12 protein-coding genes are annotated in these 13,038 nt (G+C 73.2%); 8 read left to right on the top strand and 4 right to left on the bottom strand.

Going from position 1 to position 13,038, the window contains the following annotated elements; all coding sequences use genetic code 11:
• The first annotated feature begins 10 nt into the window (after positions 1–10).
• Positions 11–928 (top strand): SGNH/GDSL hydrolase family protein, encoded by a 918-nt coding sequence (locus ACZ4U1_RS17180; RefSeq protein ID WP_467903982.1) that lies wholly within the window; start codon positions 11–13, stop codon positions 926–928.
• Positions 929–973: 45 nt separating this feature from the next.
• Here ACZ4U1_RS17180 and pgm read toward each other — a convergent pair whose 3' ends face one another.
• The 3 genes from pgm to proP all read right to left on the bottom strand — a co-directional run bounded on the left by pgm (position 974) and on the right by proP (position 5,262).
• A complete protein-coding gene (gene pgm / locus ACZ4U1_RS17175; protein WP_467903980.1) occupies positions 974–2,614 on the bottom strand; it encodes a phosphoglucomutase (alpha-D-glucose-1,6-bisphosphate-dependent) in 1,641 nt (546 codons plus the stop codon).
• An 89-nt stretch (positions 2,615–2,703) separates the two neighbouring features.
• On the bottom strand, positions 2,704–3,519 hold the full coding sequence (locus ACZ4U1_RS17170) for a chitosanase (RefSeq protein WP_467903978.1): 816 nt from the start codon (positions 3,517–3,519) through the stop codon (positions 2,704–2,706).
• A gap of 132 nt (positions 3,520–3,651) precedes the next feature.
• A complete protein-coding gene (gene proP, locus ACZ4U1_RS17165; protein WP_467904207.1) occupies positions 3,652–5,262 on the bottom strand; it encodes a glycine betaine/L-proline transporter ProP in 1,611 nt (536 codons plus the stop codon).
• Positions 5,263–5,452: 190 nt separating this feature from the next.
• Between proP and mgrA the strand changes: the two genes are divergently transcribed.
• The 6 genes from mgrA (at position 5,453) to ACZ4U1_RS17135 (ending at position 9,466) form a co-directional block, all read left to right on the top strand.
• Positions 5,453–6,493 (top strand): L-glyceraldehyde 3-phosphate reductase, encoded by a 1,041-nt coding sequence (gene mgrA, locus ACZ4U1_RS17160; protein WP_467903976.1) that lies wholly within the window; start codon positions 5,453–5,455, stop codon positions 6,491–6,493.
• A gap of 117 nt (positions 6,494–6,610) precedes the next feature.
• Complete coding sequence (locus ACZ4U1_RS17155; protein WP_467903975.1) at positions 6,611–6,793, top strand: hypothetical protein; 183 nt, start codon at positions 6,611–6,613, stop codon at positions 6,791–6,793.
• A 45-nt stretch (positions 6,794–6,838) separates the two neighbouring features.
• A complete protein-coding gene (locus ACZ4U1_RS17150; protein WP_467903974.1) occupies positions 6,839–7,459 on the top strand; it encodes a DedA family protein in 621 nt (206 codons plus the stop codon).
• 57 nt (positions 7,460–7,516) lie between these two features.
• Positions 7,517–8,542: a sphingomyelin phosphodiesterase gene (sph, locus tag ACZ4U1_RS17145; protein WP_467903973.1), complete on the top strand. Its 1,026-nt coding sequence runs from the start codon at positions 7,517–7,519 to the stop codon at positions 8,540–8,542.
• An 88-nt stretch (positions 8,543–8,630) separates the two neighbouring features.
• Positions 8,631–8,804, top strand: coding sequence for a CsbD family protein (locus ACZ4U1_RS17140; protein ID WP_467903970.1), 174 nt, complete (start codon positions 8,631–8,633; stop codon positions 8,802–8,804).
• 212 nt (positions 8,805–9,016) lie between these two features.
• A complete protein-coding gene (locus tag ACZ4U1_RS17135) occupies positions 9,017–9,466 on the top strand; it encodes an ATP-binding protein (protein WP_467903969.1) in 450 nt (149 codons plus the stop codon).
• A gap of 36 nt (positions 9,467–9,502) precedes the next feature.
• On the opposite strand, the gene ACZ4U1_RS17130 is transcribed toward ACZ4U1_RS17135, so the two are convergent.
• A complete protein-coding gene (locus tag ACZ4U1_RS17130; RefSeq protein ID WP_467903967.1) occupies positions 9,503–11,206 on the bottom strand; it encodes a thiamine pyrophosphate-binding protein in 1,704 nt (567 codons plus the stop codon).
• 190 nt (positions 11,207–11,396) lie between these two features.
• On the opposite strand from ACZ4U1_RS17130, the gene qcrB reads away from it, so the two are divergent.
• Positions 11,397–13,034 carry a cytochrome bc1 complex cytochrome b subunit gene (gene qcrB, locus ACZ4U1_RS17125; RefSeq protein ID WP_467904205.1) on the top strand — a complete coding sequence of 546 codons (1,638 nt, stop codon included), beginning with the start codon at positions 11,397–11,399 and terminating at the stop codon, positions 13,032–13,034.
• Positions 13,035–13,038 lie beyond the last annotated feature (4 nt).

The following is a 13,038-nucleotide window of genomic DNA, read 5'->3' as shown; positions in this document are numbered from 1 at the left end:
GGGAGGATGCATGGCGCACGACACGCGTCCGGCGGGCGGGGCGAGAGGCCGGCGGCGGACCGCCGTGCTCGGGGCGGCACTGGGCGGCTGCGCCCTCGTGGCCGCCGGCACGGCACCGGCCACGGCGCACCCCGGCGGCCCGGGCCGCACGACCGCCTATGTGGCGCTCGGCGACTCCTACACCTCGGGCCCCGGCATCCCGGCGCAGGTGGACGCCACCTGCGGACGCTCGGACCACAACTACCCCTCGCTCGTGGCCGCCCGGCGGCACATCCCCGCGTTCACGGACGTGAGCTGCGGCGGTGCCACGACCGCCGAGATGTGGCAGGCGCAGGGCACCAACCCGCCCCAGCTCGACGCCCTGGACCGGCACACGGACCTGGTGACGCTGCAGATCGGCGGCAACGACATCGGCTTCGGCACCATCATCGGCACCTGCGCCCGGCTCGCCGCCCAGGACCCGGCGGGCAACCCCTGCGAGCGCTCGTACCAGGCCTCCGGCCACGACGAGTTGACCCTCACCATCGCGCGGACCGCGCCGAAGGTCGACCGGGTGCTGCGCGCCGTGCGCGCGCGGGCGCCGCACGCCCGGGTGGTCGTGGTCGGCTACCCGGACCTGCTGCCCGACGACGGCAGCGGCTGCTTCCCGCAGGTCCCGTTCGCCCAGGGGGACTTCCCCTACCTGCGGGACACCGAGAAGCGGCTGAACCTGATGCTGCGGCTGGTGGCCGGCGTGAACCGGGCCGACTACGCGGACACCTACGGCCCCACGGTCGGCCACGACATGTGCAAGGCGCCCGCCGACCGCTGGATCGAGCCGCTGCGGCCGGCCGCGCCCACCGCCCCGGCGCATCCGAACGCCGCGGGGGAAGCCGCCATGGCGCAGGCGGTGCTGGACCGGCTGGACCGGGGCCGCGGACGGCACTGAGCCGCGGGCGGCCTCCACCCCGGAAGGCCGCCCTGCCGCACCCGCTCAGCCGCCGAGCGCCCCCAGCACCACCGCCTGGGCCTCCTCCTGCACCCGGGCGAGGTGGTCCGCGCCGAGGAAGGACTCGGCGTACACCTTGTACACGTCCTCGGTGCCCGAGGGCCGGGCGGCGAACCAGGCGTTCTCCGTGGTGACCTTGATGCCGCCGATCGCGGCGCCGTTGCCGGGCGCCTCGGTGAGGACGGCCGTGACCGCCTCCCCGGCCAGCGTGTCCGCAGTGACCTGGGCCGGCGACAACTTGCCGAGCAGCGCCTTCTGTTCGCGGGTCGCGGGAGCGTCGATGCGGGCGTAGGCGGGTGCGCCGAAGCGGGCGGTCAGCTCGGCGTAGTGCTCCGAGGGGGTCCTGTCGGTGACGGCGGTGATCTCGGAGGCGAGCAGGGCGAGGATGATGCCGTCCTTGTCGGTGGTCCACACCGAGCCGTCCCGGCGCAGGAAGGAGGCGCCGGCCGACTCCTCGCCGCCGAACCCGAGGTCGCCGCCGGCCAGTCCGTCCACGAACCACTTGAAGCCGACCGGCACCTCGACGAGCCGGCGGCCGAGGTCGGCGGCGACCCGGTCGATCATCGTGGAGGAGACGAGGGTCTTGCCGACGCCCGCGGCGGCCGGCCACTGCGCGCGGTGCCGGTAGAGGTAGGAGATGGCGACGGCGAGGTAGTGGTTGGGGTTCATCAGGCCCGCGTCCGGGGTGACGATGCCGTGCCGGTCGGCGTCGGCGTCGTTGCCGGTGGCGATGCGGAAGCGGTCGCGCTGCTCGATGAGGGAGGCCATCGCGTACGGCGAGGAGCAGTCCATGCGGATCTGGCCGTCCCAGTCCAGCGTCATGAACCGCCAGGTGGGATCGGTGTGCGGGTTGACCACCGTCAGGTCGATGCCGTGCTGTTCGGCGATCCGGCCCCAGTAGGCGACGGAGGCGCCGCCGAGCGGGTCGGCGCCGATCCGCACGCCGGACGCGCGGACGGCGTCCAGGTCCAGGACGCTGGGCAGGTCGGTGACGTACGTGCCGAGGAAGTCGTACCGCTGGGTGGTGTCCGCGGCGAGCGCGCGGGCGTACGGCAGCCGGCGGACGTCCTTGAGGCCGCCCGTGATGATCTGGTTGGCGCGGTCCTGGATCCAGGAGGTGGCGTCGGAGGCCGCCGGGCCGCCGCTCGGCGGGTTGTACTTGAAGCCGCCGTCGGCGGGCGGGTTGTGCGAGGGGGTGACGACCACGCCGTCGGCGAGGCCGGCGGTGCGGCCCCGGTTGTGGGTCAGGATCGCGTGGGAGACGGCGGGGGTGGGGGTGTAGCCGTCCGCGCTGTCGATGAGGACGGTCACCTCGTTGGCGGCGAACACCTCCAGCGCGGTGGCCTTCGCGGGCTCCGACAGGGCGTGGGTGTCGGCGCCCAGGAAGAGGGGGCCGTCGGTGCCCTGGGCGGCGCGGTACTCGCAGATGGCCTGGCTGGTGGCGGCGATGTGGTCCTCGTTGAAGGCGCTCGCCAGGGACGAACCGCGGTGCCCCGAGGTGCCGAACGCCACCCGCTGTCCCGGGTCGGCGGGGTCGGGGTGCAGCGTGTGGTACGCCGTGACCAGCCGGGCCACGTCGACAAGGTCCTCGGGACCGGCCGGCCGGCCGGCGCGCTCGTGCGCCATGAGTCCGTTCCTCCGCATCGGTGGGTCGTTCGCTCACCGCCCATCTTTCCTCGTCAGGGGCGCACCGTGCGAGTACGCCCCCACGGAGGTCAGCCGAGGTGGTAGCTGTCCCCGTACACCTTCCAGTCGAGCGGGGTGTCCAGGTCGAGGTTGCCCTCGCGCAGGAAGACCCGCTGTGCGGTGTCGACGCGGCTGGTGTCGCTGTGCGCCTCCTCCTGCTTCATGGCCCGGACCCGGGCGTCCAGGAAGGCGTCGAGGTAGGTCGTCTCGTCGCCGCCCCGGGCCGGCGGTTCGGCGCTGCGCAGGGCGCGCGCCCGGATGTTGCGGAAGCTGGTGGGGTCGTCGCCGTCGCCGTGCATGACGAGGGCGTCGTAGTAGATGAACTGGCCCAGGGCGCGCAGTCCGTCGGCCTTGCCCCGGGCGACGGCGGGGTTGAAGTAGACCCGGTCGCGTTCGTCGTTCTGCGCCTGCTGGAAGGCGGTGTCCTGGGCGGCCCTGCGCCAGTCCCCGGGGTAGTCCGGGTCGAGGCCGTCGTGCGAGTCGGTGCCGTCGACCCTGCGCAGGGCGGGCAGGTACGCGGCGAGGACGTTGCCGGGCTTGCGGTCGGTGTAGAGCTGGACGAGGTCGAGCATGTCGCCGGTGCCGGAGCAGAAGCCGATGATGCCGGCGGTGTAGCCGCGGCCGTCGCCTATGTCCTCGATGTACTTGTACTGGGCCTTCCAGTCGAGCGAGGAGTTCTCCGCGCTCGACACCAGCTTCATGGCGATCTCCTTCTTCGCCGGGTCGTCCAGGCCCGGCGCGGCGGCCGAGGCCGTACGGGCGCGGGAGACGCCGACCAGGACGCCGGCGGTGACGGCACCGAGCGCGGCGACGACGGCCCGGCGGGGAAGACGGTCTCTGTTCACCACAAAACTCCAAGGGGCAGTGGGGGGCGGGGAGTTGCTCACTGATAGGAAAGTTTCCTATCAGATGCGCGAGCCGGTAACCGGCCGGTGAGAAGTTCGTAGGATCGGACAAGCCCCCGGGGAGCCGGCGGCTCAGCCCCGCCGCGCCCGCTGCTGCTCCCGCTCCCGCTCCCGCTCCCGCTCCCGCTCCCGCTCCCGCTCCCGCTCCCGCTCCCGCTCCCGCTCCCGCTCCCGCTCCCGCGCGAAAGCGTACAGCTCGTTCGAGGTGCTGATGAGTTCGCGCTGCTCCTCACGCGAACCGACCATCGGCTGCGAGCCCTTGAGCGGGACCTGGGCACTCTCGGGCAGGAAGCGGACGGTGAGCAGGCCGATGGCGCCGGCCAGCATCAGGTAGTACGCGGGCATGAGGTCGTCGCCGGTGAGGCCGACCAGGGCGGCGGTGACCAGCGGGGTGGTGCCGCCGAACGCGGCGACGGCGAAGTTGAAACCGATGCCCATGGCCGCGTAGCGGACGGCGGTCGGGAACAGGGCGGGCAGGGTGGCCGCGCTGGGCGCGGCGAAGCAGGCCAGCAGCGTGGCCAGGAGCAGCACCCCGAGGATCGGCGGCCAGGTGCCGTGCGCCTTGATCAGCAGGAAGGCGGGCACGGCGAGCACGATCATCGCGGCGGCGGCGACGACGTAGAGCGGCCGCCGGCCCACCCGGTCGCTGAGCCGCCCGAGGAAGGTGATCAGCACGACGATCCACAGCATGCCGACGAGCACCAGCAGGTCCGCGGAGCCGCTGGAGCGGTGCAGGGTCTCGGTCTGATAGGTCGGCAGATAGCCGGTGACCATGTAGTTGGTGACGTTGTAGAGCAGCACCAGGCCCATGCAGACGAGCAGGGGCCGCCAGTGGTTCCTGACGATGTCCTTGAACTCACTGCCCGCCGAGTCCTGCGCCAGCGCCTTCTCGTGTTCGTCCAGTTGCTGCTGGAAGGCCGGGGACTCCTCCAGCTTCAGCCGCATGTACAGGCCGATCACGCCGAGCGGTCCGGCGATCAGGAACGGCACGCGCCAGCCCCAGGACAGCATCTGGTCGTCCGTCAGGGCCAGGTTCAGGGCGGTGACCAGGGCCGAGCCGAGGGCGTAGCCGGTGAAAGTGCCGAAGTCGAGCCAGCTGGAGAGGAATCCGCGCCGGCGGTCCGGGGAGTACTCGGCGACGAAGGTGGTGGCGCCGCCGTACTCGCCGCCGGTGGAGAAGCCCTGGACCATGCGGGCCAGCAGGAGCAGCACGGGCGCGGCGATGCCGATGGTGGCGTAGCCGGGGATGACGCCGATGGCGAAGGTGCCCGCCGCCATCATGATCATGGTGGTGGCGAGCACCTTCTGCCGGCCGATCCGGTCGCCGAGCGGCCCGAAGACCAGCCCGCCGAGGGGCCGTACGACGAAGGCGGCGGCGAAGGTCGCGAACGAGGAGATGACCTGGGCGGCCGGGGAGGCGCCCGGGAAGAACACCTTGCCGATGGTGGCGGCGAGGTAGCTGTAGACGCCGAAGTCGAACCACTCCATGCAGTTGCCGAGCGCGGAGGCGCCGACGGCGCGCCGGAGCAGCGGAGGCTCGACGACCTGGACGTCGTCGGCACGGAAGGCCCGCCGGTTGCTGCGCAGTCTGCGGGTCAGCTCCTCCCGGACCTGGCGCGGCAGCCGGGCCGCGGACCCCGGTGCCCGCCGCCTGCCGCGGGCCTGCTCTCCCCCACCGGACATCGCACCGCTCACGGGCGCCTCCTTCCCTCGCTCCGTAGATCACCGCCTGCCCCTGTGGCCGATTAAGAAACGGAACCGCTCAATCCCATCCGGGACGGCGGTTGGACTTGCGCGGCTCCGGCGAGCAGGGTGGACGGGCCCGTGCGCACACGCAGGGGCACCCCCTACAGCACCACTCGGAGAAGACCCGATGACGTACGTCGCGGACCCCGCTCGCTACGACGGCACCATGCGCTACCGGCGCACCGGCCGTTCCGGACTGGACCTCCCGCTCCTGTCCCTGGGCTACTGGCACAACTTCGGCGACGACCGCCCGTTCGAGACCCAGCGCGAGATCGCCCTGCGCGCCTTCGACCTCGGGATCACCCACCACGACCTGGCCAACAACTACGGCCCGCCCTACGGCGCGGCGGAGCTGAACTTCGGACGGCTGCTGAAGCGGGACCTGGCGCCGCACCGCGACGAGCTGGTGATCTCCACCAAGGCCGGCTGGGACATGTGGCCCGGCCCCTACGGGCAGGGCGGCGGCTCCCGCAAGTACCTGCTGGCCTCGCTGGACCAGTCGCTCAGCCGGATGGGCGTGGACTACGTCGACATCTTCTACTCCCACCGGCTGGACGCGAGCACGCCGCTGGAGGAGACCATGGGCGCGCTCGACACCGCCGTCCGCCAGGGCAAGGCGCTGTACGTCGGCATCTCCTCCTACGACGCCGAGCGCACCCGGCAGGCCGCCGCCATCCTGCGCGACCTCGGCACCCCGCTGCTGATCCACCAGCCGTCGTACAGCATGCTCAACCGCTGGATCGAGACCGACGGCCTGCTGGACGCGGCCCAGGAGGAGGGCTTCGGGGTCATCGGCTTCACGGCACTCGCCCAGGGCCTGCTCACCGGCCGCTACCTGGACGGCGTCCCGCAGGACTCGCGGGCGGCGCGGGGGACGTCCCTGGACGCCTCCTGGCTGACGGACGACCTGCGGGACCGGCTGCGCGCCCTGAACGGCATCGCGGCCCGGCGCGGGCAGACCCTGGCCCAGCTGGCGCTGGCCTGGGCGCTGCGGGACGAGCGGGTGACCTCACTGGTCATCGGCGCCTCCCGGGTCGAGCAGCTGGAGCAGAACGTCGCCGCGCTGGAGAACCTCGCGTTCAGCGAGGAGGAGCTGGCCGAGATCGACCGGTACGCGACCGACGGCGGCGTGGACCTCTGGCGGGACGCCCGGCTGGGGAAGCTCTGAGGAATGTGACCTGGGTCACAGACATAAGGGAAAAGTAGGACATAATGGGATTCATTCGGACACCGTTGTCATCCCTTTCCTCGTGACCCTCCCGCACCGCAAGGAGCCGCTCACCGCATGGCGTACGGAGCCCACCGCAGCCCCCTCCTGCCTCCCCATCCCGACCTGGGCCTCGCCCGCGACTGCGAGCAGTGCCTCGGCTGGGGAACCGTCGTGACCCGCGACGGGGACCACGAACTGTGCCACCTGTGCCAGCCCGACCCCGCCACCGACGAGGGCCCCGCGGCCTCCGACTCCTAGCAAGACACGGCGGTCACCCGCTCGTGACCGTCGTACCGTGGAGGAATGTCGCCACCCCTGCCGGGACCGCTGGCGGCGCTGGCGCCGCTGCTCGGCCACTACGGCTACTGGGCCGTGGGGGCCGTGGTCTTCGTGGAGGACTTCGGCGTCCCCGCGCCCGGCGAGACCATCCTCCTGGCGGCGGGGGTGTACGCGGGCGCGGGGCGGCTGAACGTGGTGGCCGTCGCGGTCGTCGCGTTCGTCGCGGCCGTCGCCGGGGACAACGTCGGCTACCTGATCGGCCGGGCCGGCGGTCGGGCCTTCGTGCACCGCTGGGGGCGGTACGTCCTCCTGACTCCGAAGCGGTTCGAGGCCGCCGAGGCGTTCTTCGCCCGGCACGGCGGCAAGATCGTCACGGTGGCCCGGTTCGTCGAGGGTCTGCGCCAGGCCAACGGCATCATCGCGGGCACGACCGGTATGCGCTGGCGCCGTTTCCTGGCCTTCAACGCCCTGGGCGCGGCCCTGTGGGTCGGCCTGTGGGCCACCCTGGCCTACCTGGCGGGCCACCACATCACCACGGTGTACGACGAGGTCAAGCGCTACCAGCTGTACGTCCTCCTCGCCGCCGCCGTCGCCGTCGCGGGCCTCGTCGTACGGCACGTCGTCCGCCGGCGCGGCGAGCGCTGATCTCCCGGCATCTGTTGCACGCCTGGGTGTTACCTACGGGTAATCCCAGATGGTTGGATGTGCGGCGCCACTCAGCCCCTTCATCGACAGGGAGATCCAGTGACGCCCTTCGCACCGCGCCGCGCGCTCGCCGCGGCCGTGCTCGCCCTCGCCCTGCCCGCCGCCGCGCTCGCCGCTCCGGCACCGGCATCCGCCGCCGAACCGGCGCCGGCACTGCGGGTCCTCACGTACAACGTCTTCCTCATGAGCAGGAACCTGTACCCCAACTGGGGCCAGGACCACCGGGCCGCGGAGATACCGAAGGCGTCCTTCTTCCAGGGCAACGACGTGGTGGTGCTGCAGGAGGCGTTCGACAACTCCGCGTCGGACGCCCTGAAGCGCGCGGCGGCGGACCGGTATCCCTACCAGACGCCGGTGGTGGGGCGCGGCCGGGACGGCTGGGACGCGACCGGCGGGGCCTACTCCGCCACCACGCCCGAGGACGGCGGGGTCACCGTGCTGAGCAAGTGGCCCGTCCTGCGCAAGGAGCAGTACGTCTACCGGGACGCCTGCGGCGCCGACTGGTGGTCGAACAAGGGCTTCGCGTACGTGGTGCTGGACGTCAACGGCACGAAGGTGCACGTCGTCGGCACGCACACGCAGTCCACGGACCCGGGGTGCGGCGCGGGCGAGGCGGCACGGACGAGGGCACTTCAGTTCCGGGCGATCGACGCCTTCCTCGACGCCAGGAACATCCCCGCGCACGAGGAGGTGCTGGTCGCCGGTGACCTGAACGTCGACTCGCGCAGCGCCGAGTACGCGAGCATGCTCGCCGACGCGGACCTGGCCGGGGCCGACGCGCGCACCGGGCACCCGTACTCCTTCGACACCCTGGAGAACTCCGTCGCCCACGACCGCTACCCGGACGATCCGCGCGAGGACCTGGACTACGTCCTCGCCCGTGCCGGCCACGCCCGGCCCGCCGGGTGGCGGGACGAGGTCGTCCAGGAGCGGTCGGCGCCCTGGACGGTGACGAGCTGGGGAACGTCGTACACGTACACGAACCTCTCGGACCACTACCCGCTGCGGGCCTTCGCGGAGTAGGCGGGTCCGCATTTCTGGTTTGGACGTCGGCCAAGCGGCAATCCGGATGTCGACCGAACACCACGTCGATGTGGGGATGTGACACGCGATGGCCGGCAACCAGAAGGCGAAGGCCAAGGCGGAGCAGGCCAAGGGCAAGGTCAAGGAGGCCGCGGCCCGCGCCGTCGGGAACGAGAGCAAAGAGGCCGAGGGCCGCTTGGAAGGCGCCCGCGGGGACGCCCGGCAGGCCAAGGAAAAGGCCAAGGACACCTTCAAGCACTGAGTGTGCCCCGATCCGGCTGTGCGACGGGTCCGGAGATCCAGCGGAAGCGGGTCTCCGGACCCGTCCCGCGTGTGTCCGCGGTTCCGCGCATCCGGAGGATTCCTCGCGGACGTCCCCTTGACCGGCGCGGCAGGGGGTAACCGAGCAGGGACGGCAATGACCCCCTGTGCGCAGGAAGGGCCCCAGACCCCAGAGGACAAGGGCGACGAGGTATGGACATCCCGCTCAGGACCCACGCGACGACGCAGGACCGCCCCGCGGCCCTGCGCTACAGCCGCACCTGGGGCACCGGCGTATCCAGCATCGGCGAGGCCAGAGACGCCGTCGCCGCCCTGCTGGCCCGGGCACGGCCGGTACCCGGGCGGCGGCCGCTGCAGGATGCCCAGCTCGTCGTCAGCGAACTGATCACCAACGCGGCCAAGCACGCGCCCGGCCCGTGCGCGCTCGGACTGGAGCTGCTGCCCGACGCCACCGCGCTGCGCATCACCGTCACGGACACCTCTCCGGAGCCACCGCGGCGGCGCCCTCCCGATCCCCGGCGGGTCGGCGGCCACGGCCTGCATCTCGTGGCGATGCTCTCCCGCGGCCTGGAGGTGACCTGGCTGTCCCACGGAAAGCGGGTCACCGCGACCGTGCCGCTCGATCCCGCGCCGGCCGGCTGACCCGGCCCCGTACCCCGTGCTCGCCGGCCGGGAGGGTCAGCCGGGTGCCCGCAGCAGCTTGGCCAGGGGTGTGCGCGGCGGGGCCGGGCGGGCCTCGCCGAACATGCTCGCCCAGTCCGGTGGTGTCTCGCCGTCCACCACGAACTCCAGCAGCAGCGGCCCGCGGCCGCTGAGCACGTCGGCCCAGACGGAGGCGACATGCCGCGGCCGGTCGCAGCGGACGGCGGGCAGCCCGGCGAGGCGCGCCCACTCGGCGTACGGCAGGGCGGGGACCTCGGCGGAGAGCGGGATCAGCGGATCGCCGGCCGCGGCCCGGCGCTGCCAGGTCAAGCGGTTGAGATCGCCGTTGTTGAGGACGCAGAACACCAGCGGGGGCAGCCCGGCCAGCCGGTCGAGATGGCGGCGGACGGTGATCAGTTCGTTCATGCCGCCGCCCTGGAGCGCACCGTCGCCTACGAGGGCGATCACCGGCCGGTCGGGGGCGGCGAACCGGGCGGCCACGGCGTAGGGGACGGCCGCGCCCGGCAGGCCGAGGTGGCCCGAGAGCAGGGAGCGCATGCCGCCCCGGAGCCGGAGGTGGCGGGTCCACCAGTCGAGGGCGGTGCCGGAGTCGGTGACGACCACGGCCCGGTCGGGCAGCCGTTCCGACAGCTCGGCGACGACCGACCGGGGGTTCACGGACGTACCGAAGTAGCGGTGGGCCCTGGTGACGCCCTCGGCCCGCCAGGCCCGTACCGTCTGCTCGACCCGGGTGCGCCGGCCGCCGTCGGTGACGCGGTGCAGGAGCGGGACGAGCGCGGTGAGGGCGGCCGTGACGTCGCCGGTCACCCGGACGGCCGGAACCCCGCTGTCCAGCGGGCAGTCTTCCGGGTCCGGGTCCACGGTGACGATCCGGCACCGGCCGGGGTCGGGCAGCAGGGCGGGGTCCAGGTCCTCGGCGCCGGCGAGCAGCAGCGTGTCGCACTCCCGCAGGAGGGCCGCGGCGGCCTCGCTGCCGAGCGGGCCCGCGACACCGGCCAGGTACGGCAGGTCGTCGGGCAGCACGTCCCGGGCCAGGGCCGTGGTGACGACGCCCGCGCCGAGCAGCCGGGCGACGCCGGTCACCGGGCCGGACGCCGGGCGGCCCGCGTTGCCCACGACGACGACGGTCTTCCCGGCGCCGTCGAGCACGTCGGCCGCACGGCGCACGTCCGCCTCGGCCGGCGGCGGTACCGGCGGAGGGTCGGGCCAGGTCCCGGGCAGCCCCGCGGGTGCCGGGGCGGCGAGGAGGCGGCGGGGCACGAGCAGGCTCGCCACTCCCCGGTCGGTGCGCGCGGCCCGTACCGCCCGGTGCAGGGCGTCGTCCATCAGCTCCGGCCCGGACACCTCCTCGCAGTACACGCAGACCTCCGCCAGATGGCGCACGCCCCGGCCGCCGTCGCGCCGTGCCGCCGGGTCCGCGCCCACGAGGGCCAGCAGCGGGGCGCGGTCGGCCGCCGCGTCGTACAGGCCGGCCAGCAGCCGCAGCAGGTCCGCGCCCGGCGGGGCGAGACAGCAGCCGGGGCGGCCGGTGAGCTTGGCCTCGGCGCAGGCCATGAGCGCGGCGGACTCCGCACCGCGCGCCTGCACGAACTCCGGTGCGTGCGCGCCGCCGTGAAGGGCGCGGACGAGCGGGTCCACGGCCAGTCCCGGCACCCCGTACACCCGTTCCACCCCGCCGTCCCGCAGCCGGGCAGCGACCGCCTCGGACACGTTCACCACGGCGACCTCCTCGCGCCCGGCAGTCAGTCGTCCGGGCCACCGGGTAGCCGCGCGCCACCCCGCGCAAACGGGCCCTCGCGGACCGGCCGGGCGTCCCGGGCGCGCGGACCGGGGCCGGCCGTGCCAGGCTCGAAGCGGAGCACCGGGAGTGAGGGACCCGTGACGGGCGGGAGGCGAGCACGCGGTGGCGGTGTCGGAGGAGCGGCGGTCGTCGCGGCGCGAGGGTCGCGGTGAACGCCTGGTGACGGCGCTGGACCAGCGGCTCCCGGTCGCCTCGGCGGGCCGCGAGTTCCTGCGCAAGTCCTTTCCCGACCACTGGTCGTTCCTGCTGGGCGAGCTGGCGCTGTACAGCCTGCTCGTGCTGGTGCTGACGGGTGTGTACCTGACGTTCTTCTTCCACCCGGACATGGCGGAGGCGCCGTACACCGGCTCGTACGCGCCGCTGCGCGGGACGATGACCACCGAGGCGTACGCGTCCGTCCTGGACATCAGTTTCGAGGTGCGCGGCGGCCTGCTGGTCCGGCAGCTGCACCACTGGGCGTCCCTGGTGTTCGTCGCGGCGATCGGCATCCATCTGCTGCGGATCTTCTTCACCGGGGCGTTCCGGCGGCCCCGGGAGGTCAACTGGACGGTCGGGGTGACCCTGTTCCTGCTGGCCCTGCTGGAGGGCTTCTGCGGCTACTCGCTCCCCGACGACCTGCTGTCCGGCACCGGTCTGCGCACCGCGCAGGGCATCGTGCTGTCGGTCCCGGTCGTCGGCACCTATCTGTCGTTCTTCCTCTTCGGCGGCGAGTTCCCGGGGCACGACATCATCCCCCGGCTGTACGTGGTGCACATCCTGCTGGTGCCCGGCCTGCTGCTGGCGCTCGTCGGGGTGCACCTGACGTACATCGTGGTGCACAAGCACACCCAGTGGCCGCGGCCCGGGCACACCAACCGGAACGCGATCGGCAAGCCGCTGGTCCCGCAGTACACGGCGAAGTCCGCGGGCCTGTTCCTCGTCCTGGCGGGCGTACTGACGCTGATGAGCGCGCTGTTCCAGATCAACCCGGTGTGGGCGTTCGGGCCGTATCGCGCCGACCAGGTGTCCCTGGACTCGCAGCCCGACTGGTACGTGGGCTATCTGGAGGGCGCGTTGCGGCTGATGCCGGCGGCGGAGACGGACGTCGCCGGGCACACGGTCGCCTGGGACGTGTTCCTGCCCGGCGTCGTGCTGCCCGCGGTGCTCTTCGGGATCCTCTACGGCTATCCGTTCCTCGAACGCTGGATCACCGGCCCCGGCCCGGAGCAGCACCTGTGCGACCGGCCGCGCAACCAGCCCACCCGGACCGCACTGGGCGCTGCGGCCGTCTCGGCGTACGGGGTGCTGCTGGTGTCCGGCGGGCAGGACGTGCTGGCCTATCTGTTCGGCCTGCCGGTGGAGCTGCTCACCCGCACCTTCCGCACCGCGCTGTTCGTGGTGCCGTTCCTGACCTACCACGCCACGAAACGGGCGTGCCTGGGCCTGCAGGCGGCCGACCGGCGCCGGCTGCTGGACGGGGAGACGACCGGCGAGGTGCGGCGCACGGCGGGCGGCGGCTACGAGGAGGCGTACACCCTGGTCTCCCGCGAGGAGGCCTACCGGGTACTCGTCCGTGACACGCCCCGGCCGCGGGCCGAGGGCACGGAGGCCTGGCGCTGGTTCCACCGGCACCGGCTGCGCAACGCCCTCAGCCGCTGGTACTTCGGCCGGAGCGTGGAGATGCCGGCCACCGCCTGGGAGCGGCGCCGGGTGGAGCACGTGCGGGCCGCGCCGGGCGAGGCGGCGCAGGAGGGCGACGGGTCATGAGCGA

It is taken from the genome of Streptomyces sp. NPDC028928 (assembly GCF_055564915.1).
The sequence above is the reverse complement of the archived record's forward strand: the minus strand, read 5'-3'. Positions and strand labels throughout refer to the sequence as shown.